Origin of the sequence: Shewanella psychropiezotolerans (assembly GCF_007197555.1) — a bacterium.
Lineage (GTDB): Bacteria > Pseudomonadota > Gammaproteobacteria > Enterobacterales > Shewanellaceae > Shewanella > Shewanella psychropiezotolerans.
Genome location: NZ_CP041614.1, coordinates 87,900 through 112,305, shown reverse-complemented (window position 1 = coordinate 112,305; position 24,406 = coordinate 87,900). Strand labels below are relative to the sequence as shown.

The following is a 24,406-nucleotide window of genomic DNA, read 5'->3' as shown; positions in this document are numbered from 1 at the left end:
GGTTAAAATGCCGCCACTCCAATACTCAAAATAATGCTAATTAAGGAGAATTCAGGTGGCAACGACCTCATTCTACGACCAGCTCAATCAACAACTTGCTGAAGTGAAAGCCGAAGGCTTATATAAGAGCGAGCGCATAATTGTCTCTCCTCAGCAGACCGAAATCCGGGTTAATGACGCAGAAGTCATGAACTTCTGTGCAAATAACTACCTTGGTTTAGCGAATCATCCTGAACTCATCAAGGCGGCGAAAGACGGCTTAAACAATCATGGTTTCGGCATGGCTTCGGTCAGATTTATCTGCGGCACCCAAGACATACACAAGCAACTTGAGGCTAGCCTCAGTGAATTCCTCGGCATGGAAGACACTATTCTTTATTCATCTTGTTTCGATGCAAATGCAGGTCTGTTTGAAACCTTGCTTAGCGCGGAAGATGCCATTATCTCTGACGCCCTAAACCATGCATCTATTATCGATGGTGTTCGTCTTTGTAAGGCGAAACGTTTCCGTTACGCCAACAACGACATGGCCGCCCTCGAAGAGCAACTTAAAGCAGCCAAAGAAGCTGGCGCACGTAACATTTTGATCGCCACCGATGGCGTGTTCTCTATGGACGGTGTTATCGCTAACCTTAAAGGCGTGTGTGATCTTGCCGACCAATATGGCGCACTAGTCATGGTCGACGACTCTCACGCAGTAGGCTTTATCGGTCAAAATGGCCGAGGTACTCACGAATATTGTGAAGTGATGGATCGTGTCGACATCATCACGGGAACTTTAGGTAAGGCATTAGGTGGAGCCTCGGGTGGATTCACCGCGGCCAAGAAAGAGGTCGTTGACTGGCTACGTCAGCGTTCACGCCCTTACCTATTCTCTAACTCTTTAGCACCTTCGATTGTCACGGCCTCCATCCATGTGCTGGAGATGCTAAAAACAGGACAGGCACTGCGTGAAGCCGTCTGGGAAAACAGCCGCTACTTCCGTGAAAAAATGACCGAAGCAGGCTTTACCTTAGGTGGCGCCGATCACGCAATCATTCCTGTGATGATTGGCGATGCAAAACTGGCTGGTGACTTCGCTAATCGTCTACTCGAAGAGCACATCTATGTGGTTGGTTTCTCTTTCCCTGTTGTCCCTAAGGGACAGGCGCGTATCCGCACTCAGATGTCTGCCGCTCATACTAAAGAGCAGCTGGATAAAGCTATCGAGTCATTTATTCGCATCGCCAAAGAGATGGGCATTATTTAAATGAAAGCATTAAGCAAGTTAAAGCCTGAACAAGGTATCTGGATGGTCGAAGCACCTAAGCCAGAGCTAGGGCATAACGATCTCTTGATCAAGATCCGCAAGACAGCCATCTGCGGTACCGACGTACATATCTATAACTGGGATACCTGGTCGCAAAATACGATTCCGGTACCTATGGTTGTCGGCCATGAATATGTGGGTGAAATTGTCGACATAGGCCAGGAAGTCCGTGGCTTTACCATTGGCGATCGAGTCTCTGGTGAAGGACACATTACCTGTGGCCACTGTCGTAACTGTCGTGCAGGCCGAACTCACCTATGCCGAAACACCTCAGGTGTTGGTGTAAATCGTGACGGTGCTTTCGCGGAGTATTTGGTTATTCCGGCGTTTAATGCGTTTAAAATCCCCGATGATATCTCAGACGATCTCGCCGCTATCTTCGATCCTTTCGGTAATGCCGTTCATACCGCGCTATCATTTGACCTGGTCGGTGAAGATGTATTGATCACCGGAGCTGGCCCCATAGGTATCATGGCCGCCGCAGTATGCCGTCATGTTGGTGCTCGCCATGTTGTGATCACCGATGTCAACGAATACAGACTCGAACTGGCTAAGAAGATGGGTGCAACTCGTACGGTTAATGTTGCTAAAGAGAAGCTGGAAGATGTCATGACTGAGCTCGGCATGACAGAAGGCTTCGATGTCGGACTAGAGATGTCTGGAGTACCAAGTGCATTCCACTCTATGCTAGAGACCATGAATCACGGCGGTAAAATCGCCATGCTAGGTATTCCTGGCGATGAGATGGCCATCGACTGGAGCAAGATTATCTTTAAGGGATTGATAATTAAAGGCATCTATGGCCGTGAAATGTTTGAAACCTGGTACAAGATGGCGAGTCTGATCCAATCGGGTCTGGATATCTCACCTATCATTACCCATCACTACAAGATCGATGATTTCCAGCAAGGCTTCGACGCCATGCGTTCGGGTCAATCGGGCAAAGTTATCCTCAGCTGGGATTAACCTTTATCGTTGTGAATGCTATATTAAGGGGCTGTACTATTACGGCCCCTTATCGCACAATTAATCTATACCCTCATTTTTTGCAGTAAGGTTCTATGTCTAACTTTCAACATTTTAGCGTCAATCAATTAATTCAACTCTCAGAGAGTCACTCAGATATTCAGATCGTTGATATTCGCGACGCAGCCAGCTTTGCATCTGGTCATGTGGAAGGCGCAATCAACCTCAATAACGAAAATCTTGCGAGTTTTGTAGCAGAGGCCGATATGGATCAACCTCTTATTGTTGTCTGTTATCATGGCATCAGCAGCCAGGGCGCAGCACAATATTTAGTCGAGCAGGGATTCGATGATGTCTATAGCCTAGATGGTGGCTACCAAGCTTGGCACCAAGCACACGCATAAACAGATCAGTTCCTTAAGGACACTCTATGATTGAAATAGGTAGGCTCCCCAACGAACGAGCGGCTCTAGCGCTAATCGATTACCTTAAAGGCGAGAAGATTGAGTGTAAAATTTTGCCTGCCGAACAGGGCGTCAGTATCTGTGTCCTCAACGACCATCATAGTATTCGTGCCAGACAGGAATTTGAACGCTTTACCCACAACCCTCACGACCCTAAGTATCTACAGGCTTCTTGGGATAATGGTGATAGCAAGCTTAAACTAGACTACGGCTCCCCCTCTCTGCAACTCGTCACACAGTTTATTACCGGCGCAGGTCCGTTAACCTTAGGTATTATCTTCATCTGCATCTTAGTGTTTGCGGGGTTTAATCTGGGCTTTGCCGAGCCAATATACCAACACCTGTCATTTTTTAATGCCGTGCCTGGCTCTAGCCTAAGTGAATTTTGGCGAGTGTTCACCCCAAGTCTACTGCACTTCTCCGCCCTGCATATTATTTTCAATTTGCTTTGGTGGTGGTCTCTGGGAGGAAAAATAGAGAATAAATTAGGCCTGATTCCGTTACTCACCTTACTGATAGTTGCGGGGACTTTACCTAATATAGTCCAGTACTTCGTCGGTGGACCAAACTTCGGTGGCCTATCCGGTGTAGTTTATGCCGTCGTCGGTTACACCTGGATCATGGGCACTAAACGCCCCGAATTAGGCATTGGCCTGCCGCCTGCCTACATTGGCTTCATGTTAGTCTGGTTAGTGTTTGGCTTCACCGATATGTTCGGACTCTCTATCGCCAATGGTGCTCACATAGGCGGATTACTCGTCGGACTTGCACAAGGATTTATTGATAGTAAAAGAATTAAGGGATAGCAGATCCTAGGTTCTAAGCCCTAGGATCTAGAACCTTATACCATCTCAACCACTTTCTTCACTAGCTTCTCGATACCAAGGCTCGCTTCGGCGATATTACCCGCCAGCATATAGGCAGGGGTACTCACCACCTTGTTTATCTCATCGACTATGATGTCCTGAACTGCGGCCTCCTGATGCTGTCCCCCCATCAAGTTGAAAGCTTGTGCAGTCTCGCTGTCATAACCTATAGTGCCTATGGCACCTTCGCCATATAAAAGAGGGATCATTATCGGTGCAATACAGATAAAGCCAACAGGCTTGTTACTAGTGGCAAACTGGCCGATAAAACTTATGATTTCCGGCGCAATAACGCAATCACTACCATTAGTGGCAAAATTGCATAAATTTTTCGCGGCCCCGAAACCACCAGGAATGATCAAAGCATCAAACTCATTGAGTTCAAGCTCTTCGGTCACCTTTATTTCACCTCTGGCAATACGAGCCGATTCAACTAAAACATTTCTGATTTGGTTCGATTCCACCTCTCCAGAGAAATGATTAACCACATGCATCTGTAAAATATTGGGCGCAAAACACTGGTAATCCACGCCCAGCTTTGAAAGCGCTAACATAGCTAAAACCGATTCATGTATCTCACTACCATCGAATACACCCGAACCACTCAATAAGACTGCTATTTTGTTCATTAAAACTAATCTCCATATATCTTTTTATTTTAACAAGATCACAACAAAGCCCTTGATCCGATTGTTTTTCGTGCTAAGTTAGTGCATCGACTTTACCGGGCGCTGAATATTTAACCAATAATTGAGTCTGGAAAGACAGGGGAATAATTAAGTCCACAAATTAGGATGATTTTCAAGAAACTAATGTCTAGTTCACACTTTTTTTAGTTTCACCTTACAATCAATAAGTTACAACCATATCACTTCTACCGTATAACCCAGTTCCACAACGAATCAAAAGTTTAATTCACAGACTTATCCACAGGCTGTGCGTTATTTGACGTGGCTGAAATTCCCCTTCTGTGGCATGCTAGCATCACTATCAAAAATGCACTCAAAATCAGAGTCATTCGCCGCTCTCGAAACCTAAATCGAAACCTAAATTATGCCTAAAATTGCCGAAAATCCGTTAGTTCTAGTAGATGGCTCCTCCTACCTTTATCGTGCCTATTATGCACCACCACATCTTACCAACTCTAAGGGTGAAGCCACCGGCGCTGTTTATGGCGTAATTAACATGTTACGTAGCCTTCTCAAGCAGTATGAACCGACTCAGATGGCGGTAATTTTCGATGCGAAAGGTAAAACGTTCCGTAACGACATGTATGAAGATTACAAGGCCCAAAGGCCGCCTATGCCAGATGATCTTCGCACTCAGATAGAGCCTCTTCATAGAATTATACGCGCTATGGGACTCCCTCTGGTATGTATTTCCGGAGTCGAGGCCGACGATGTTATCGGGACTATCTCTACCCAAGCGAGTAAAGAGGGTAGAGCCGTGCTTATCAGCACCGGCGATAAGGATATGGCCCAGCTTGTCGATGAGAATGTCACCCTGATCAACACCATGACCAATACCATCATGGGGCCGGACGAAGTCACCGAAAAATTTGGTGTCGGACCCGAGCTCATTATCGACTTATTAGCCCTACAGGGTGACAAAGCCGATAATATTCCCGGGCTTCCTGGTGTAGGCGAGAAAACTGCCGTAGCCATGCTAACCGGTGCCGGCTGCATAGATAAGATTCTTGCCGCTCCGGAGAAGATGCCGGAACTCGGCTTCAGAGGCGCTAAGACCATGCCAGCTAAACTGGCCGAACACAGGGATATACTCAAGCTATCCTATGAACTGGCGACGATTAAGTTAGATGTTGAGCTCGAACAAGACTGGCAAGAGCTCACTATCAAGCCGGCAGACCGGGATGAATTGATAAAATGTTTCGGTGAAATGGAGTTCAAGCGTTGGTTAGCCGAAGTACTCGATAATAAGACGGGCTCGGGTAAAGGCGAGACAGCAGCCGATGAAGAGGTAACCAGGCAAGATATTCAGACCGAATACACCACTATATACACCCATGAAGAGTTAGATCTCTGGATAGATAAACTCGCGAATGCAGAGCTCATCGCCATAGATACAGAGACGACCAGTCTCAACTATATGGAGGCCAAGTTAGTCGGTATATCCTTCGCGATTGAAGTGGGTAAGGCTGCCTACCTTCCGCTAGGCCACGATTATTTAGATGCACCAGAGCAACTGGATCAGGCTGAAGCCTTAGCAAAACTCAAACCTTTGCTTGAAAATTCCGAGCTTAAAAAAGTAGGCCAAAACCTTAAATACGACATCAGTATTTTTGCTAATGTGGGCATTAAGCTACAAGGTATAGCCTTCGATACTATGCTCGAGTCTTACGTGTTCAATTCAGTCGCAACTAAGCACAACATGGATGATTTGGCACTTAAATATCTGGGTCACAAGAATATCAGCTTCGAAGAGATCGCAGGCAAAGGTGTCAAACAGCTCACCTTCAATCAGATCGACCTGGAAACCGCCGCTCCCTACGCTGCCGAAGACGCCGACATTACCCTTAGATTACACCAGCACTTATGGCCAAGATTAGAGAAAGAGCCGGAACTGGCTTCGGTATTTACCGATATTGAACTACCACTCATACAAATACTGTCAGATATTGAACGTGGAGGCGTTTTAATCGATAGTATGATGTTAGGGCAACAGAGTGAAGAGCTCGCCAGAACCATAGATGAATTAGAGCAAAAAGCCTTCGAGATCGCGGATGAGAAATTCAACTTAAGTTCACCTAAGCAGCTTCAGGCACTATTTTTTGAAAAATTGGGCTATCCCATTATCAAGAAGACGCCTAAGGGGGCACCTTCGACTGCCGAAGAAGTATTAGTCGAGTTAGCCTTAGATTACCCGCTACCTAAGATTATACTGCAGCACAGAAGCTTAGCTAAGCTGAAGAGTACCTACACGGACAAGTTACCCCTCATGGTCAATGCTCAGAGTGGCCGGGTACACACGAGTTACCATCAAGCCAATGCGGCAACCGGACGCCTGTCTTCCAGTGAGCCCAACCTGCAAAACATCCCCATTCGTACCGAAGAGGGCCGTAGAATACGTCACGCCTTCATTGCACGAGAAGGTAAGAAGGTACTCGCAGCCGATTACTCACAAATCGAATTGCGTATCATGGCTCACCTGTCTCAAGATAAGGGTCTACTCACGGCCTTCGCCGCAGGTAAGGATATTCATAGGGCAACCGCAGCCGAGGTATTCGATGTAGACTTCGATGACGTCACTACAGAACAACGCCGTCGCGCCAAAGCGGTAAACTTCGGACTCATTTATGGCATGTCGGCATTCGGACTCGCTAAACAGTTAGATATTCCTCGCCCTGAGGCTCAAAAGTATATCGATACTTACTTTAAACGTTACCCGGGTGTGCTCAAGTATATGGAAGAGACTCGTGCCGAAGCCGCAGATCTTGGTTACGTCTCGACCCTCTACGGTCGCCGACTTTATCTACCCGCCATTAAAGATAGAAATGCCATGAGACGCCAAGCCGCAGAGCGGGCGGCAATTAATGCACCGATGCAAGGTACTGCAGCCGATATAATCAAGAAAGCCATGATCAACATAGCCCATTGGATCGCTACCGAGACTCAGGGTGAGATCGATATGATCATGCAAGTGCACGATGAACTCGTGTTCGAAGTCGACAGCGATAAGGCTGAACAGATGCAAGAGAAGGTTTGTCAGCTGATGGCCGATGCTGTCAGCCTGGACGTCGAACTGCTTGCGGAAGCTGGAATAGGTGACAATTGGGAACAGGCACACTAGTCCTAAACAAACACATATAACCTAAACTAAGAAGCCTCTGATACTTACCAGAGGCTTTATAGTTTATAACCCTGCCTCATTAGTTTCATTACCTCTATAGGCTCATCATAAATGATGAGACATGTGTTCGCTTGTTAAAACAGTAAAACCTTCCAATTTACTTAATCAAATACGCAGAATGTTGAAAAAAGATCAGTAAATGATGTCTTTTCATCCTTAAGCCTCTAAGTGATTCAGTTTCAATCACTAAAACGATAATTATGGATCATAAAACAACATTTCATCAACGAAAATGTTAGATCTAAGTCACAATATTGACTCCTTTTATAAAAAACTGTTTTCCTAATAACGTCCAATGGGGTATTATTCTTTGCGTAGGGTACAGAGGTTAAGATGTTCTATCTTTCAAACCTTTTTAGTTCATTTTTTAAATGAACAGCCAAATTATGGCGCCTCAGCAATGTATTTTGCTGGGGCTTTTTTTCGCCCAAAATAAATTTTAGAGTATTTACTTTAAATCTGAGTTGATTCGCGCTATGCTGTCGCCATTAAGAGTCATTGAGTCTATCTTAATGGCGCTTGAGTCTTGTTGAATTTAGCTTCTCCCCAAAAGAGCTAATTAGGCCGATGGTTATTCCGTCGGCTATTTTTTTGCCTGTAATTCCTCACAACCCAAGTTAATTTCCAGCAAGTTCACCAATCTAGGCTAAAAAAAACGCCTGCCATGAAAAATGGCAAGCGCTGTTATATACCAATTTCATTAAATGTATGACCTATTCAGAGCTTTCTCAGGGCTTTAAATTCAAGGCGCATTGCTGAGGAAATGGTTATTCCCTTTTGAGGCAATGCAACGCAGAAGTGGAAGTCCTGAGAAGCTCACCTAGTGCGGGTTTAAAAACACTTTTTGCTGCGCAATACGACTGCATGGATGCTGGAGGTAGAGCAACGCAGGAGCTTGTTGCCGAGAATAACTATTAGCTTCAATCCCCTTACTTGCCTACAGCGTTTTTAATTCCCGCTGAATGATCACTTATTTAATGGAACTGGTATTAATACTAGCTTTCGGCTTTGAAGGTAAGGTTAACCCTTAATTGCAGAATCAGTGGCAGAACTTTCGTCTTCAGCCCCATTAGCTTCATCTTCAGCTAATGCGTCAATCAACCATTGCGGATGACACCAGGTATTTAAAATGCCTAAAACTTTGGCCTTACCTATGCCTTTAAGCGATGAGAAAGGCTCTACCTTAACCCGACCATCAAAATCACCCAGATGCTTTCTGACTTCATTGACCATCTTCATGCGATCACTCTGCCTCATCTTATCTGCTTTTGTTAACAGAGCTAACACAGGTATTTCACTCTCGACGGCCCATTCGATCATCTGCATGTCGAGATCTTTCAATGGATGCCTGATGTCCATCAAGACCACCATGCCACCTAGACACTGACGTTTCTGTAAATATTCCCCCAGAGATTGCTGCCATTTTTTCTTGAGCGCCAGTGGCACTTGAGCGAAACCGTAACCAGGAAGATCTACCAGCCTACGATGTTCATCCAGTTCGAACACATTGATTAATTGCGTTCTTCCCGGAGTCCTACTGGTCCGAGCCAGACTCTTTTGATCTGTAAGAAGGTTAAGGGCGCTAGACTTACCTGCGTTCGAACGCCCAGCGAAAGCGATTTCGATTCCAGCATCCCCAGGTAAATACTCGTCTAGGTGTGCGATATCGGGGGCACTGATTAAAAACTTGGCTTTACGAAAATCAATACGAGATTCAGTCACTACTGACTCCAAAAATATTAGGTTTTGCACTATAAATATCGAAGAGTTGCTTACATTTTCACAATTTCGTGTAAAATATTACCCCGATCACATAAGTAGCATTTTATCACGCTTGCGGGCTCAGCTAGTAAGCTCAGGACAAAAAATTTAACAATAAGTTGGAACGCCATGAAAAAGTTAGCTCTTGCGCTATCAGTCTTAGCCTGTATCTCTTCGCCTGTAATGGCTGAAGGCAATGCTGAAGCGGGAAAAACTAAAGCAATTGTTTGTTCTGCCTGTCACGGTGTTGATGGTAACAGCATGATAGACATGTACCCAAAACTTGCTGGACAGCAAACCACTTACCTGATTAAGCAACTACACGATTTCCGTAGTGCAGCTAAAACAGGCGGTAAAGAGGGTCGTAACGATCCGATTATGGGTGGTATGGCTCTCATGCTCAGCGATCAAGATATCGAAGATGTCGCTGCATACTACTCTTCACAGACTAAAGTTGTAGCCGAAGTAAAAGATATACCAACTCTAGGTGAGCAACTATACAAGGGTGGTGATATGACTCGCGGAATTACTGCTTGTATCGCTTGTCACGGCCCGGAAGGCGCTGGTATAGAGTTAGCAGGCTTCCCAGATATCGGTGGTCAACATGCCAACTACCTTAAAATACAGCTTAACAAGTTTAGCGATACAAATCGTAACAACGACTTAAATGGCATGATGCAAGATATCGCGAAGAAACTTACCAGCGATGATATCGAGGCATTATCTAAATATATATCAAGCCTTAAGTAACTTTAAGCATGTTAAAGAAGGTGGTGTTTCCACCTTTTTTAACATCACCACATTTACCTTTACGTAAACTACCTGCAAAAACATACTTGACAGAGATCACAGATTTAGGTTTAATTAAGCCCGTACCGAGATGAACCCATCTGTTTGTATAAAATATTAAATAATAACTTACAGTTTTCGGTATTTGTGACATTTAAGATATAAGAATAAATAAATTCAATAATAATAATATAATTAAGACCACTCACTAAAAATAATAAGAGTCGTGATTTCGATTGAAATCCAGGTCAGAAAAATATTCGTAAGGAACTTGGTTAGGAAGGCCATTTAGCTGTAATAGCACTACCTTACAGGCTCAGAGAACATCGCTTCGCGGATAAGTAATTATCGGTTTTAGAGCGTTAAATCACTGAACTAACGATAAAACTAACAGGGATGGTTACATTTGGCGTCATAGATGACGATAGGATTGTGATGTGTCATGAAGACCATCTACGGAAGCTGTGGTCAGGAAGACTCAGGACTATTAAGAAAGCGTCTGGAAGACCGAAAACTAAAAAAGCATGCATGGAAAGCAGACTAAAAAAAGATGGAAATTGACCGGGAAAGTCGCATAGCAAGTACGGATACTTGAAATAAGAATTGGTGTCTCTGACACTTTTTGAAGGCGACAGTCGTACTGTCGCCTTTTTTTATGGCAAAATATTACCATTACTATCGATAGTGAGCAGATCCATACCTATATGCTTAGATGCCCTCTTTGTCACAATGAACATACCTCACTATTTTATCAAGACAGAAAACGCAGTATCTACACTTGTCACCACTGTCAGCTGGTATTCTCCGACGCTACCTCTCATCTCCCGCCCCAGATAGAGAAAAAGCGATACCAACTGAGTGCCAACAAATACCAAAAGCCCCTTAGACAGTTCTTGCTCAGCCTGATACAGCAGATCGCACAAGAAACCAATCAAGCATTAATTGGACTTAACTTTGGCCGCTTAACCGACACTCACACACTCGAGACAATCAAAGCCCAGGGACATGATTTACGGCAATATGATCCTTACTTTGCCCCCGACCATAACCTCCTGCAGCAAGAGTATGACTTTATCTGCTGTTATCGGGTATTCGAACATTTCCGCTCCCCATTCAAGGAGTGGTCACTGCTGTGTAAGCTCTTGAAACCCGGAGGATGGCTAGCAATAAACACTAAATTACTCACCGAAGCCCACGCTTTCGATAGGTGGCATCACAAGAACAACCTGACTCATGTCAGCTTTTATCAGGCAGACACCTTCGAGTTTCTAGCCGAGCAGGCAGGTTTTAGGCTATTATTCGCAGCAAATGATCTCATCTTGGTGCAAAAACCATCAGGATCTGATATAAAACGCGGCCAAAGTTCGCTTATTGATCTGTAATCAGCGCATTTATATCTAAATTTGTATTACCAGTTATTGAGAAAAACCATGTCACACTCTAAGAAATCCCGTAAAGCCAATGAAAATGCGCCTAAGTTAGCTCCAAGAACCAAGAAGAGTGATCGTGGTCTTGAAGGCAAGAAGAAAAAATCAGGAAACAAGGCAGGAAGCCGTCACAATTCAAATATTGTCGGTGGAAAAGAGGGTTCGGCTGCCACTAAGAAAGATCCACGACATGGTAGCAAGAAGACAATAAAACTTGATCTTCCAAGCCAAGTCAAAGTGATCGCCCCGAAAAAAGAGCAAGGTCCAAAACTGACCGATGAGCAGAAGCTATTCAAACTCGAAGAAGATCCAAGACTAAACCAGCTACTCGATATGCTCGAAGAGGGTAAAGATCTAAGCCAAGACGATCAGAAGTGGCTCAACAAGACGCTTAATCAGATAGAAGCATTGATGGAGCGTTTAGGGATCACCGAGGAAGATGATCTTGGTCAGGTTATTGAGTCAGCAGCTGCAGTGAGCGATGACGACCTGTTGGACAAGTTTGAATCCGGTGCAGATCTGCTAAAAGACTATCAGAATAAAGATTAACGCTTAGCTTTCTAAAAAATGGCATTTTATCGATGCCATTTTTTAGTATTCGTTATCTATACCGACAGGACAAAGCATGACAACAGCGCTTATAGTCATAGGTTTTATCATCATTACCACCCTTGCTGGCTACGCCACAGCCTTGTTGCTTAAGCTGCGTAAACAAAGCATCCAAAAGAAGAAGCATCAACAAGAATTAAAAGCCATAAACCAGGCACGCCTAGACGAGCATTTGAACAGCATCCGCTACATTGCCACCGCTATGTTAGAAGATCGCTGCGAACTTTCAGAAGGCGTAATGAGAATAGCCAAACTGTTCAGTCTTTTATCTATGTCGGAACAGGTAGAAGCTCAATATCCGGCTATTTTCAAACATTTTGCGGTGATCCAAGATCATCCCATCATGGCTCAACGAAAAAAACTGGAGAAGCAACAACGCATGAAGCTGGATTTTGCCCGCATGCGCTCTGAAGCTGAACTCGAAACCGATATTCTTGAAGAAGCGAAACAACTAACCAGTTTTACACCAAGTCCACTGCATTAACTCGGTTAAGCTCTGTTACTCTGCATAAATAGTCCTATCCCGTGAGTCTGTGCACAAATTCCCCATAAGAGCACAGACAAGTGCTCTATTTTCGTGGATATTCCCCAACTGAAATTCTCGAATTAATTATTCAGCTTCAATTTATACAACATGGATCAAGGTTATTTAGCCAATAACCATGCATACTTTACATGTTGCTAAACTATCACTTCGGAGGACACGCCTTGAAGCAGCCCACCCAAATTAGTTGGGATCAGTCAATGATCGAGAAATACAATTACAGCGGTCCCCGTTATACCTCTTACCCGACGGCGCTTGAGTTCGATGACTCATTCACCGAAGAAAAGCTGCTGACTTCGATTAAGAACAGCAAGAGTGATAAGCTTTCTCTCTATATCCATATTCCATACTGCGCCAAGCTTTGTTACTACTGTGGTTGTAACAAGGTCATCACTCGTCACCAGCATAAAGCCGACCAATATCTTGAGTATCTGGCAGCTGAAATTGTCAAACGCGCACCTCTGTTTAAGGACTATCTCGTCACCCAGATCCATTGGGGCGGCGGAACACCGACCTTTCTACGTCCAGATCAGATCCTCGATCTATCAGAGCTAATCAAGGCCAACTTCAACGTAGCCGACGTCGGCGAATATTCGATTGAAGTCGATCCCCGTGAAATCGAACTCACCATGTTAGATACGCTTAAAGAGGCGGGATTTAATCGCATCTCAATCGGCGTTCAGGACTTCAATAAGAAAGTACAGATTGCCGTCAACCGTGAGCAAGACGAGCAGTTCATCTTCGATCTTATGGCTAAGGCCAAAGAGTTGGGCTTCGTCTCTACCAACATAGATCTCATCTATGGTCTGCCTCACCAGACACCGGAAACCTTCGCTGAAACCATGCAGCGAGTCTTAGATCTGGATCCGGATCGTCTTTCTGTATTTAACTATGCGCACCTGCCTTCTCGTTTCGCGGCTCAGCGTAAAATTAAAGATGAAGATCTGGCTTCACCGCAACAGAAACTAGAGATGTTGCACCAAACAATCGAAACCTTAACCGGTGCCGGTTATCAGTACATAGGCATGGATCACTTCGCCAAGCCCGATGATGAGCTGTCTATCTTGCAAAATGAAGGCAGACTCCACAGAAACTTCCAGGGTTACACCACCCAGGAAGAATGTGACCTATTAGGCCTGGGCGTCTCTTCGATCAGCCAGATTGGCGACTGCTATGCCCAGAACCAGAAAGATATCCGCCCTTACTTCGAATCTATCGATGCTAATGGTCATGCATTATGGAAAGGTTGTGGTCTAAACCGTGACGATGAAATCCGCCGCGTGGTCATTAAACAGCTTATCTGTCACTTCGAATTGGATATGGCTCAAATCGATGAGAAGCTAGGGATTAAGTTCGAAGACTACTTCACAGAAGATCTCAAACTACTGCAAACATTTATCGATGATAAGCTAGTCGACATCACCGATAGGAAGATCACCATCAGCCCGACGGGTAGACTGTTGATCCGTAATATCTGTATCTGTTTCGACGTCTATTACCGGGAAAAAGCCCGCCAACAACAGTTCTCTCGAGTAATTTAATAGATAATAAGGACTGTTTCGACGGCTCTCGATGAGATAGCTAAATGAAAGCCGACATCTAGTCGGCTTTTTTGTCTCTCAGATTTACCTCTCTGTTTTGTATTTTGTAACTATTTTTGTATACACTTTTTATCTTTAGCGAGTCTGAGGCATAATCGAAGACATAATAATCAATAATAGCCATTAAGGTCTCAGTAATGTTTAAGCTTTTACTTCCCAGTTTACTCGCCGTGTCTCTCAGTGCTTGCCAAATCAACTCCGTCTCAACCGAACAAACTCAGTCTATGACATCTGCCGAGAGCCCACTAACTATGGGAGTTAGCGATTTAACGCTTAAATCGATTATCGAAGCTGACTGGCAGATTCAACTCGATAGTGATCCATCACAGGCTTTCTTCGAGGGTGATGCCAGTGCAGCCGGTAAATTATCCGATCTATCTCCTGCTAACTTAGCCTCACTCAATCATCGTAAACAGGCGCAGCTCACTAAACTCAAAGCATTAGACAGAGATACCCTCTCGAAAGAGGACAAGATTAACGCCCAGATCCTCCAGGGACAGCTGCAAAACAGTGTCGACCTGTATCGATACAAGGATCACTATCTGCCCATCACAGCCGAGAGCGGTTTTCATGCTTATATCGCCTCCATTGCTAAGGCAAGATTCGTAACGGAGCAAGATTACGAAAACTATATAGCCAAGTTATCTAACCTACCTAAATACTTCGCTCAGCAAACCTATTGGCTGAAACAGGGCTTAGAGTCAGGGATTACTCCGCCACAAGTCACCCTCAATGGCTTCGAAGACAGTATCAGCGCCTTCACGGTTCCCGTGGAAGACAGTGGCTACTTCAAGCCTTTCACCCACTACCCAAAGCATTTTACTCAGGCTCAGAAAGATGACCTGACGGCCCGAGGCAAAAAAATCATAGAACTGCAGATATTGCCGCTTTATCAGCAGTTTTATGACTTCATGACCGAGGAGTACATTCCCGGTGCCCGTACAGATATCGCCTGTGCCAGCCTGCCCGATGGCGCCGCCTTCTATGAAAACCGAGTCCGTTATTACACCACTCTCGATATGACATCCGATGAAGTTCACCAACTCGGCCTTAAAGAAGTAAAACGTATCCGCGCAGAGATGCAGATCATTATCGACGATCTCGGTTTCGAGGGCAGTTTCGCCAACTTCTTACATTTTTTGCGTACCGATCCTCAGTTTTATCCTAAAACGGCCGAAGAACTATTGAAAGAAGCTGCATTCATCGCCAAAAAAGCCGATGCCATGCTACCTAAATACTTCGGCAAGCTACCAAGAATTCCATACGGCATTCAAGCCGTCCCGGCCGAGATAGCGCCTAAGTACACCACAGGGCGTTACTCAGGATCCAACCGTGACGATGAACCGGGTTACTACTGGGTTAACACCTACGCCTTAGATAAACGGCCTCTATATGAACTTGAAGCCCTGACCTTGCACGAAGCCGTACCCGGCCATCATCTACAGATCTCCCTCAATAAAGAGCTCATCAAACTGCCAAACTTTCGCCGTTATAGCTATATTTCGGCCTTCGGTGAAGGCTGGGGACTCTACTCCGAGTATCTGGGCTTAGAAGCAGGCTTCTATCAAGACCCCTACAGCAACTTTGGTCGCCTGACCTATGAGATGTGGCGTGCGGCTCGCCTGGTCGTCGACACAGGCATGCACGCTAAGGGGTGGAGTCGACAGCAAGCACTGGACTTTATGGCTGGTAACACGGCTCTGTCCATGCACAATGTCACCACAGAGATAGATCGTTATATCTCATGGCCGGGCCAAGCCCTGTCATACAAGATTGGCGAGCTCACCATCAAGCGTCTGCGAGTTCAGGCTGAAGAGGAGCTAGGTGAAAAGTTTGATATCAGAGCATTCCATGATGCCATCTTAGAAAATGGCTCTGTGCCCATGTCAGTGCTAGAGCAACAGATCGCAGACTTTATCTCCTCTCAAAAAACCTAGCAAAGAGTTAACTAAGTAACAGTGTCACGAGTATTCAGTAAATGGGAGCTTCAGCTTCAAGACGATACTCGTGACTCGCGGCGGCTTTTTACTCTGTGCTACACTGGCAAGCAGCATACATAAGACCAGTAGATATCATGTCGATAGCCGTCGAATCACAAATGAATGATCAAGTTAACCTTCAAGCTAAGCCGCTCTCATCTGAGCAGATGCTTAATACCCATGAGCAGCAGGTATTTTGGGACAGAGTGACAGAATCAGAAATAAAAACTGATGACAATATTTCTCTCGCCTACATGTATATTGAACACCCGAACAGTGTGCGAGCCATAGTGATCAGCAATGGCCGAATCGAGTCTTATCTTAAATATAAAGAACTTATCTTCGACCTCTATAATCAAGGCTACAGTATTTTCGCACTGGATCATCGCGGCCAGGGCCTATCGACTCGTACCACAAGTAATCCGCATCACGGTCATATCGATAAATTTAGTACTTACGTCGATGATTTTGCTTTCTTTATCGACACTGTGGTGACGCCTAAACAGTATCAAGACCTTTTTCTGGTGGGTCACTCCATGGGAGGGGCCATCGGCACTCTGTATATTGACAAGTATCCTGACACCTTCACCGCCGCCGTTTTCTCAGCCCCCATGTACGGCATAAAACTTCCCATAAGCAAACGCTTTATCCGTTGGCTGGCAAGCCTGTTAGACACTAAACAGGGTGAAGAGCCTAACTATATTATCGGCGGTAAAGACTACCACGGCGATGAGTTCGCCAAGAATGATCTGACTAAGAGCCAGCCGCGTTATGAAGATTACCGTAAGCTTTATCAGCAACGTCCTGAGCTACAACTTGGCTCGCCAACAAACCATTGGCTAGTCGAATCTATCGACGCAGGTGCCAGAACGGTAAAAGCAGCCAAAGAAACTAAGACGCCAATTTTGATTCTTCAGGCTGATGAAGACACGGTTGTCGATAATTTCGCCCAGTACCATGCTGTAGGTGGTTTATGCGAACTGATCAATATTCCCGATGCCCGTCACGAGATTTTTATGGAACAAGATGAAAGCCGTAACTTTGCCATAGAAGAACTGCTTAAGTTCTTATCCTCACACCACACAGGCTAAAATCAAACACTAACAATCAGCATTAAAAAGGGAGTCTGGCTCCCTTTCTTCTAACTGGACGTATCCAGCATATTTGTTGTCAGAACTAGCCCAACTGGCCTGCAACTAGCAGCTCACGACTCTCGGGGATCTCGTTATATGACAGAACATGTAAACCTCGGGCAAAAGCCAACGCATAACGGGCTAATATAGGCCTTAGCTGTGGCGAGACAAGCAACATAGGGCTGTGACCTTGCTCTTTTGCCTGGGCCAGCAGCTGGGGCATCTTCTGCTGTAGCTGAGCAAGCAACTGAGGCTCCACTGGAAAACTGTCTAAAGAAACCTTACCTTGCTGCTGTGATTGATTAAGCGCTGTGAGCAAGGTTTGTTCCAGTTCTGGCGCTAGGGTCAAGACGTTCAACTGCTGCGAAGTACCAGCAATGGTGTGTAATATACTGCTACGAAGCGCACAACGTACGTCGGCAGCGAGTAGCACAGGATCCTTACTCTCCTCGCTGCAATCGAGCAAAGTCGTGGCTATGGTGCGAATATCTTTGAGTGACACTTGCTCCTTGAGCAAAAGTCTATACACCTTCAACTGTAAGATCGGCGTCAAAGCCGTAGAGAGTGATTCCGCCAGTTTAGGTGATTGCTTAGCTAAGCGATCACTCAATGCCATCACATCATCGTGCTGTAACATCTCCGGCAAAGATTCACGGATAAGTTTACTCACATGGGTCGCAATCACGGTTGCGTTATCGACAACCGAATAACCTAAATTCAGGGCTTTCGCCTTAGAATCAGGTTCAATCCACAAGGCATCCATCTGATAAGCGGGCTCTTTAGTGATGATGCCATCGATATCTCCAAAGACAGGCCCACTTTTGATCGCCATCAACTTTTCGGGCTCTAATTCAGCGGTGATCACCGGATTACCCATTAAATTAATTTGATAAGCATTAGGTGCCAAGGCTAAATTATCCCGAACACGCACCTCAGATAACAAGAATCCAGCTTGCTCGGACAAGGTTCGCCGAATGCCTGTTAAGCGTTTCTGCAACTCGGCACCCTTACTGCGCTCGACAAGGTGTACCAAACGATAACCAAGTCTCACCTCAATGAGATCCGTAAAAGGCAATGCTTCCCAGCTTGGCAGTGATGGCTCTGATAGACTCTTTTCAAGTTTCTCTTCAATCTTTTCTTCAGGCCTAACTTCTACTCGCTGGCTCAGCTTCCAGGCGGAAAAACCTAAAACAGCAGCAAATGGGAGAAACACCAAGGCAGGCATGCCAGGCACAATACCAAAAATGACCATGATCACAGATGCTGTGGCTAAGGTCTTAGGGTTAGCCAGTAACTGCTTGGTCAACTGAGCTGGCATCTCTTCAGCATCTGAGACTCGAGTCACGATTATCGCAGCGGCGGTAGCGAGCAACAAAGATGGGATCTGAGCGACCAGTCCATCACCAATCGCCAACAAGGCATAAGTCTTAAAGGCATCACCTGCACTTAAGTCATGCATAAACATACCGATGGCAATACCACCCAAAATATTGATAACTAAGATCAGTATTCCGGCAATAGCATCACCACGAACAAACTTAGAAGCACCATCCATAGAGCCATAAAAATCTGCCTCTCTGGTAACTTCCTGGCGACGAAGCCTCGCCTGATCTTGGCTTAACACCCCAGCATTAAGATCGGCATCAATAGCCATTTGCTTACCGGGTAACGCATCTAAGGTAAACCGAGCTGATACCTCAGAGATGCGCTCACCACCTTTAGTGATCACCACAAAGTTTATGATCATCAAGATTAAGAAAATCACCGCACCGACCACATAATTGCCATCAATGACCACTTCACCGAAGGCCTGGATCACTCTACCTGCAGCGTCTCCCCCTTGATGCCCCTCAATCAGCACGACTCGAGTGGAAGCGACATTCAATGTCAGTCTCATCAAGGTAGCAAGCAGCAAGACTGTCGGAAAAACAGAGAACTCCAACGGCCGCCTTATTGATACCGCAACCAACAAGACCATCACAGACAGGACAATGTTGAAAGTAAAGAGAATATCCAACAACCAGGGCGGCAGCGGAAGGATCACCATAGCAAGAATAGTCAGTAGCATGATAGGTATACCTATATAGCTACGATTTCCAGCAAATGTTCGAGATAACCAATTCATGGAAAGTACCTTTAATCGTGTCTTAAGTGTTTCGGAATAAAAAAGTTTGGTAGTGGATCCGGGCGTTTCTTCTTACCATCTCTGGCCACTTTTATCTGCAATACATAACTCAATACATGGGCTATAGCGATAAAAAGTGCGGCGGGGATCTGTTGCTCAACTTTCGTCGAATAGTAGATAGCACGGGTAAGTGGTGGCAGCTCGATCACCTCAATATCATGCTGCTTGGCAATTTGTCGCATATAGAGGGCGACTTCATCTGTTCCCTTGGTCAATACATAAGGTGCATCGGCCTTTTCAACATCATATTTGAGTGCAACGGCATAATGTGTCGGATTAACCAACAAGACATCGGACTGTGGGATAGCAATTTCTGCTCTAGCTCGCCCCATGCGTTGCTGTAATTGACGGATTTTAGCCTTGACCTCAGGTTTCCCATCCTGTTGTTTTTGCTCATCCTTAACATCCTGCCTCGACATCTTAAGCTCATTATGATGATGCCAATATTGATATGGCACATCGATAAACGTGATAACCAGCAGGCCAAGACCCAAATACAAGATCCCAAGCGCCAGCATATTGATGCCCTTACTCACCGCTTCGTCGATAGGAAGTTGGTTATAGGTGAGTAATACTTGTAAATTATTTTCTAAGAAAATAAACATGATGCCAATAAGCAGGGTGATCTTGAGAATAGATTTAACCAACTCAACCAGAGATTTCACTGAACACATACGGCCAATACCGGCAATGGGATCGATACGACTGTACTTAAACTGAGCATTCTTAAAGCTAAATACCGGTCCACCAGGCATAGCACCTGCAACCATGGCAATAATCGCCACCATAATGAACAAGGGGCCAAGAATATTGAGCATCTCTACCAGAGTCGTACCAAGGTGCTCTAGCATCATACCGGGGCGATCTAACTCCTCTTTAGTGATAGACATATTAAACTGCGCCAATTGAGCAACACGAGCAGCAAACCAATCGGCACTCAGAAATAACATCATAGAACAGCCGATAATAAGCGCCGTAGAGGCCAGATCTTTAGAGCGCGGAACTTGGCCCTCCTCTCTGGCTTTCTTTAACTTCTGCGGTGTCGCCTTCTCGGTTTTACTCTGCCCGGTATCTTTTTTACTCATGTGATCCCCCGATGAACTGATACATGGCAGATAAAGCTTCCAGACAAAGATCACTGTATCGACTAGGCAGGCCACTAAACGAGAAGAACACACATAACAGGCCCATCAACATGGACATAGGGAAACCGAGAGCGAAAACGTTCAAAGATGGTGCGGCGCGGCTCAATACACCAAAGGTGAGGTTAACCATCAACATGGCCAGTATTGCGGGAATTGCTAACATAAATGCCGACGCGAATAACCAGGCGAACCGGCCAACTAATCCCATCAAGGGCAAATCAAAAATACCAGTGCCGATTGGCCACAATCTAAAGCTATCGACGATAATACCAATTGCAACTAAATGACCATCTAGGGCTAGAAATAACAAGGTGCCATAGAGGAGAAACCATTGGCTTAATATAGGATTTGAGCTGCCATTTGCAGGATCATTCATAATCGCCATTGCCAAGCCCATCTGCATCGACATCATGGCACCAAACAGAGTCATTACATGGATCAAAATATACGTAAATAGCGCTAACATGAAACCAATTAACAGCTGCTCTATGGCAAGAAATAGTGCTCCAATAGAAATAGCATCCACAGCAGGCACAGGCGGTAACATAGGTGATAACAAGGCAGAGATAAGCACAGCCAATAGTACTCTCACCATAGGCGGGATATAACTGCTACTCAAGAATGGCATTACAATAAAGGCACCCATTATTCGACAGAATGGCCACCAGAATGTTCCTATAAATGCACTGATTTGAACTGAAGTAAGTGAGAGCATAGTTACCCAATAATATGGGGGATCGTCATAAACAGACGATTGAAGAGATCGGAGATCTGTTGTAAAAGCCAGGGGCCCGAAAACAGCACCATCAACAAGGTGAGAACCAGTCTGGGAAGAAAACTTAACGTCTGCTCATTCACCTGAGTTGCCGCTTGAAAAACAGCGATTAATAGGCCAACTAGCAGACTAGGCACGACGAGTACACCCACCATAGAAACCACAAGAAATATGGCATCGGCGAACATCGAAGTCAGCTCATTTACGTCCATAAATCTACCTTAGACCCGATGCTAACATGCTAAGTAATGACTCCCAGCCATTGAACAAGACAATTCCACAAACCCCAAGACACAACAGAAAATAGATCATGTCACCTAGGCTCAACTCTTTTTCTATCTCTCGTAAAACTTCCATCATGTTCACCTAATTAGGTTAATAACTAGCTCAAATAATCTTTGGTTCTGCCAGTGACAGCACTAACCAAAGCTCGCCACTAAGGTACCGACTGTCATAGACCAACCATCAACCAGCACAAAAACCATCAACTTAAATGGCAAGGAGATAATTAACGGCGATAACATCATCATTCCCATAGACATCAAGACACTGGCCACGACGAGATCGATCACCAAAAAAGGAAGAAAGAGTAAAAAACCTATTTGAAATGCCGTTTTTAGCTCACTCAATACAAATGCCGGCATCAGCACAAAGAAAGGCACCTCATCGGCGGTCAAGGTCACTGGCTCATCGGCTATTTTCAACATCTGCTCAAGATCTGTCTCCCTGGTTTGAGCCAGCATAAATTTCCTGAGGGGCCCTTCACCAATAGAAACAGCCTCAGTGAGCTCAATCGTGCCCTGGTCATAGGGTAAATAAGCTTGATCATAAATATCTTGCCCTACAGGCCTCATAATAAATATGGTCAACACCAGAGTGATCCCTAGAAGTACCTTATTAGGGGGACTCTGCTGCAAGCCTAACGCCTGACGTAAAATAGCTAATACGACTATGATTCGGGTAAAACTGGTCATCATCATCAGCAGTACAGGCAGAAAACTCAGCACTGTCATTAATGCCAATATCTCAAGCTTGATGTTCACAGACTGAGATTGATCACCATCATTGACCGTAAATAAGGTTAAACCTTCATTGGCAAACACATTAGGGGCAAACAGAAATAAGATGAGCAGCAGGACTCGACACATATCAGTCATTCGCTCCGGTTAGACTGATCGCCTCTACCTCTAGCAATCTCACACCATAGCGCCCATTAACCTCAACGACTTCGCCCCGCCCTAGTAGCGCACCGTTAACACGAATATCTAACGGCTCACCAACCATACGATCCAGTGCTACAACGTCCCCCTCTCCCATACGAGTTAATTCACCTAATGACATCTCAGCGCTGGCCAACTCCAGCGTGACTTGGACAGGTAACTGCTGAAAAAATGAGATATCTTTTACAGGCTTAGCTTTAACGGCCTCCTGCTCAACGTCCTCATCAGCGAATAAATTATCATCAAGTAGAAAGTCTTCATCTTGTAGCAAGGTTTGTTCTGACACAGTTAGCTCCTAAAAATTTATTATTCAATAGCTTAAAAAATTCACATACATTCAAATAAATCATTGCATCACAATGAAATTAAACAGTTTTCATATCATCTTGCTGAAATATATCTTGGGTTAACTTGGCAACCATTTGGCCTTCATGGGTATGAATCGCAGCGTAAAAAAGCGGTCTTTTCCCTACGGTTACAGGACATCTGGAATGAAGTTTCATAGGCAAAATGTCTCCAGGTTTGAGACCACTAAGGGAAATCACCGGAGTATTTTGTCGCCCTAGCTCAAGTAGCACTCTTAAAGGGATCTGTTTTAGTCGATACGCTAGCTTTTCTGACAGATCGGAAGTGGCTTGATATTGGCTGGGTTGCTCAGACATCAAGCCTAGCAAATGTTCAGTCATACAGAACAGCATAGGAGGTGCCATATACTCTTCAGGAAACTTAAGCGCCCAATTTACTGGCGCTTGAATAGGTGTGTTATTAGCAACTAGCTCAAGCTCTAAAGCCTCTTCATCTAGCTCAACAGTGGGTAGCATTTTCAGTGCCGCAAGCATGAGCTTTCTGGCCAGCCTAAACTCAGACTGACTAGGTGATCTTAAAGGAGATTTCAACGGACTAGAAGTACTGCCATAATATGCACTTGCAAGTTGATCTAACGTGCATCTGTCGATGCGCCACCAGGCAAGTAGGGATCTATGGTAACTAAGACGAAACCATGCATGTTTTCCTTCTGGCTCTATCGGCTGATCATCGGTCAAAGATATATTGGTTAACCCATGATGACCTTGGCGGATAATTGGATTTAACACACCATTTGCTGCATCTAGCACTAAACGTTGGCACGACTCAACCTGAACCAGTAACCGACTTCTAGCAAGCTTTTCTTGGATTAAAGCCACTGGCCTTACTTTCTCACACTGACTCAACTTCAGTAAACTTGCTTTCGCTGTTGTTTTCATTTAAATCCAACCAAGTAATTAAGTAATTAAGTAATTAAGTAAGTCTATTAATTAATTAATATGACAAACAAACAAATAAAATGACTACTGCCATATTAATGACGCAACCAAAAAATGACTATCGACATGTTTATGGCGCTATTTAAACCTTTGCAATTAACAACCTCAAATACATGAACACCAACTTAATATAAGTAACAACCGATGTGTAAAATAAAATAACCTATTAAGTCGACACAAAATACCAATAACTTTAATTGTTTTTCATTTAATTTTTAATTTATTTTTAAAGTTAATACAACCAGTAAAATGGATAGCAAAAGAGCAACAAAAACAGATAGATAGATGACATTCGAATGGTACACACTTGTATCATGATTTATCAAAACAGTAATAAATAGCGTATTAAAGCATCAACCAGTGGATATATTCTAATACCATTTCTAATTCAGAAAAAGATAATAGCTGAATTAAATTAGTTCAACTAGCTTATTCTCACAAAACAAATAAATTAATGAAAAA

Annotated in this window: 22 protein-coding genes; 12 read left to right on the top strand and 10 right to left on the bottom strand. The window is 44.6% G+C overall.

Annotated elements, in window-relative coordinates:
• Positions 1-55: 55 nt before the first annotated feature.
• The 4 genes from FM037_RS00535 (at position 56) to glpG (ending at position 3,545) form a co-directional block, all read left to right on the top strand.
• Entirely contained in the window at positions 56-1,249 is a 1,194-nt protein-coding gene (locus tag FM037_RS00535) for a glycine C-acetyltransferase (RefSeq protein WP_144044376.1), read from the top strand.
• Positions 1,250-2,275, top strand: coding sequence for an L-threonine 3-dehydrogenase (gene tdh / locus FM037_RS00530; RefSeq protein WP_144044375.1), 1,026 nt, complete (start codon positions 1,250-1,252; stop codon positions 2,273-2,275).
• Between the two features lie 95 nt (positions 2,276-2,370).
• Complete coding sequence (gene glpE / locus FM037_RS00525; RefSeq protein ID WP_144044374.1) at positions 2,371-2,679, top strand: thiosulfate sulfurtransferase GlpE; 309 nt, start codon at positions 2,371-2,373, stop codon at positions 2,677-2,679.
• A 26-nt stretch (positions 2,680-2,705) separates the two neighbouring features.
• Complete coding sequence (glpG, locus tag FM037_RS00520; RefSeq protein WP_144044373.1) at positions 2,706-3,545, top strand: rhomboid family intramembrane serine protease GlpG; 840 nt, start codon at positions 2,706-2,708, stop codon at positions 3,543-3,545.
• Between the two features lie 35 nt (positions 3,546-3,580).
• Here glpG and elbB read toward each other — a convergent pair whose 3' ends face one another.
• Positions 3,581-4,234: an isoprenoid biosynthesis glyoxalase ElbB gene (gene elbB / locus FM037_RS00515; protein ID WP_144044372.1), complete on the bottom strand. Its 654-nt coding sequence runs from the start codon at positions 4,232-4,234 to the stop codon at positions 3,581-3,583.
• Positions 4,235-4,658: 424 nt separating this feature from the next.
• Between elbB and polA the strand changes: the two genes are divergently transcribed.
• Positions 4,659-7,412: a DNA polymerase I gene (gene polA, locus FM037_RS00510; RefSeq protein WP_144044371.1), complete on the top strand. Its 2,754-nt coding sequence runs from the start codon at positions 4,659-4,661 to the stop codon at positions 7,410-7,412.
• 1,080 nt (positions 7,413-8,492) lie between these two features.
• Here the strand turns inward: polA and yihA are convergent.
• Entirely contained in the window at positions 8,493-9,194 is a 702-nt protein-coding gene (gene yihA, locus FM037_RS00505; protein WP_144044370.1) for a ribosome biogenesis GTP-binding protein YihA/YsxC, read from the bottom strand.
• A 168-nt stretch (positions 9,195-9,362) separates the two neighbouring features.
• On the opposite strand from yihA, the gene FM037_RS00500 reads away from it, so the two are divergent.
• The 7 genes from FM037_RS00500 to FM037_RS00470 all read left to right on the top strand — a co-directional run bounded on the left by FM037_RS00500 (position 9,363) and on the right by FM037_RS00470 (position 17,273).
• Positions 9,363-9,983, top strand: a complete 621-nt coding sequence (locus FM037_RS00500; RefSeq protein ID WP_144044369.1) for a c-type cytochrome — start codon at positions 9,363-9,365, stop codon at positions 9,981-9,983.
• Between the two features lie 743 nt (positions 9,984-10,726).
• Positions 10,727-11,404 carry a class I SAM-dependent methyltransferase gene (locus FM037_RS00495; protein ID WP_144044368.1) on the top strand — a complete coding sequence of 226 codons (678 nt, stop codon included), beginning with the start codon at positions 10,727-10,729 and terminating at the stop codon, positions 11,402-11,404.
• A gap of 48 nt (positions 11,405-11,452) precedes the next feature.
• Positions 11,453-11,998 carry a Der GTPase-activating protein YihI gene (gene yihI / locus FM037_RS00490; protein WP_144044367.1) on the top strand — a complete coding sequence of 182 codons (546 nt, stop codon included), beginning with the start codon at positions 11,453-11,455 and terminating at the stop codon, positions 11,996-11,998.
• Between the two features lie 76 nt (positions 11,999-12,074).
• Positions 12,075-12,542 (top strand): DUF2489 domain-containing protein, encoded by a 468-nt coding sequence (locus tag FM037_RS00485; RefSeq protein WP_144044366.1) that lies wholly within the window; start codon positions 12,075-12,077, stop codon positions 12,540-12,542.
• 224 nt (positions 12,543-12,766) lie between these two features.
• Entirely contained in the window at positions 12,767-14,143 is a 1,377-nt protein-coding gene (hemN, locus tag FM037_RS00480) for an oxygen-independent coproporphyrinogen III oxidase (protein WP_144044365.1), read from the top strand.
• A gap of 197 nt (positions 14,144-14,340) precedes the next feature.
• Positions 14,341-16,140 (top strand): DUF885 domain-containing protein, encoded by a 1,800-nt coding sequence (locus FM037_RS00475; protein ID WP_144044364.1) that lies wholly within the window; start codon positions 14,341-14,343, stop codon positions 16,138-16,140.
• Positions 16,141-16,277: 137 nt separating this feature from the next.
• On the top strand, positions 16,278-17,273 hold the full coding sequence (locus FM037_RS00470) for an alpha/beta fold hydrolase (protein WP_144044363.1): 996 nt from the start codon (positions 16,278-16,280) through the stop codon (positions 17,271-17,273).
• An 85-nt stretch (positions 17,274-17,358) separates the two neighbouring features.
• Here FM037_RS00470 and flhA read toward each other — a convergent pair whose 3' ends face one another.
• From flhA to FM037_RS00435, 8 genes are all read right to left on the bottom strand, one after another.
• Positions 17,359-19,440, bottom strand: a complete 2,082-nt coding sequence (flhA, locus tag FM037_RS00465; protein ID WP_144044362.1) for a flagellar biosynthesis protein FlhA — start codon at positions 19,438-19,440, stop codon at positions 17,359-17,361.
• Between the two features lie 11 nt (positions 19,441-19,451).
• A complete protein-coding gene (gene flhB / locus FM037_RS00460; RefSeq protein ID WP_144044361.1) occupies positions 19,452-20,585 on the bottom strand; it encodes a flagellar biosynthesis protein FlhB in 1,134 nt (377 codons plus the stop codon).
• The gene (gene fliR / locus FM037_RS00455) at positions 20,578-21,360 is read right to left on the bottom strand and encodes a flagellar biosynthetic protein FliR (protein ID WP_144044360.1); all 783 of its coding nucleotides are present in this window, start codon (positions 21,358-21,360) and stop codon (positions 20,578-20,580) included. The genes flhB and fliR overlap by 8 nt, the downstream gene beginning before the upstream one ends.
• Before the next feature lie 2 nt (positions 21,361-21,362).
• The gene (locus FM037_RS00450; RefSeq protein ID WP_077750707.1) at positions 21,363-21,632 is read right to left on the bottom strand and encodes a flagellar biosynthetic protein FliQ; all 270 of its coding nucleotides are present in this window, start codon (positions 21,630-21,632) and stop codon (positions 21,363-21,365) included.
• Positions 21,633-21,636: 4 nt separating this feature from the next.
• The gene (locus tag FM037_RS28360) at positions 21,637-21,780 is read right to left on the bottom strand and encodes a hypothetical protein (protein WP_185976928.1); all 144 of its coding nucleotides are present in this window, start codon (positions 21,778-21,780) and stop codon (positions 21,637-21,639) included.
• A gap of 59 nt (positions 21,781-21,839) precedes the next feature.
• Positions 21,840-22,568, bottom strand: a complete 729-nt coding sequence (fliP, locus tag FM037_RS00445; protein WP_144048762.1) for a flagellar type III secretion system pore protein FliP — start codon at positions 22,566-22,568, stop codon at positions 21,840-21,842.
• A gap of 1 nt (position 22,569) precedes the next feature.
• Positions 22,570-22,926 (bottom strand): flagellar motor switch protein FliN, encoded by a 357-nt coding sequence (gene fliN, locus FM037_RS00440; protein ID WP_077750706.1) that lies wholly within the window; start codon positions 22,924-22,926, stop codon positions 22,570-22,572.
• A 79-nt stretch (positions 22,927-23,005) separates the two neighbouring features.
• Positions 23,006-23,884 carry a FliM/FliN family flagellar motor switch protein gene (locus tag FM037_RS00435; RefSeq protein WP_144044359.1) on the bottom strand — a complete coding sequence of 293 codons (879 nt, stop codon included), beginning with the start codon at positions 23,882-23,884 and terminating at the stop codon, positions 23,006-23,008.
• Positions 23,885-24,406 lie beyond the last annotated feature (522 nt).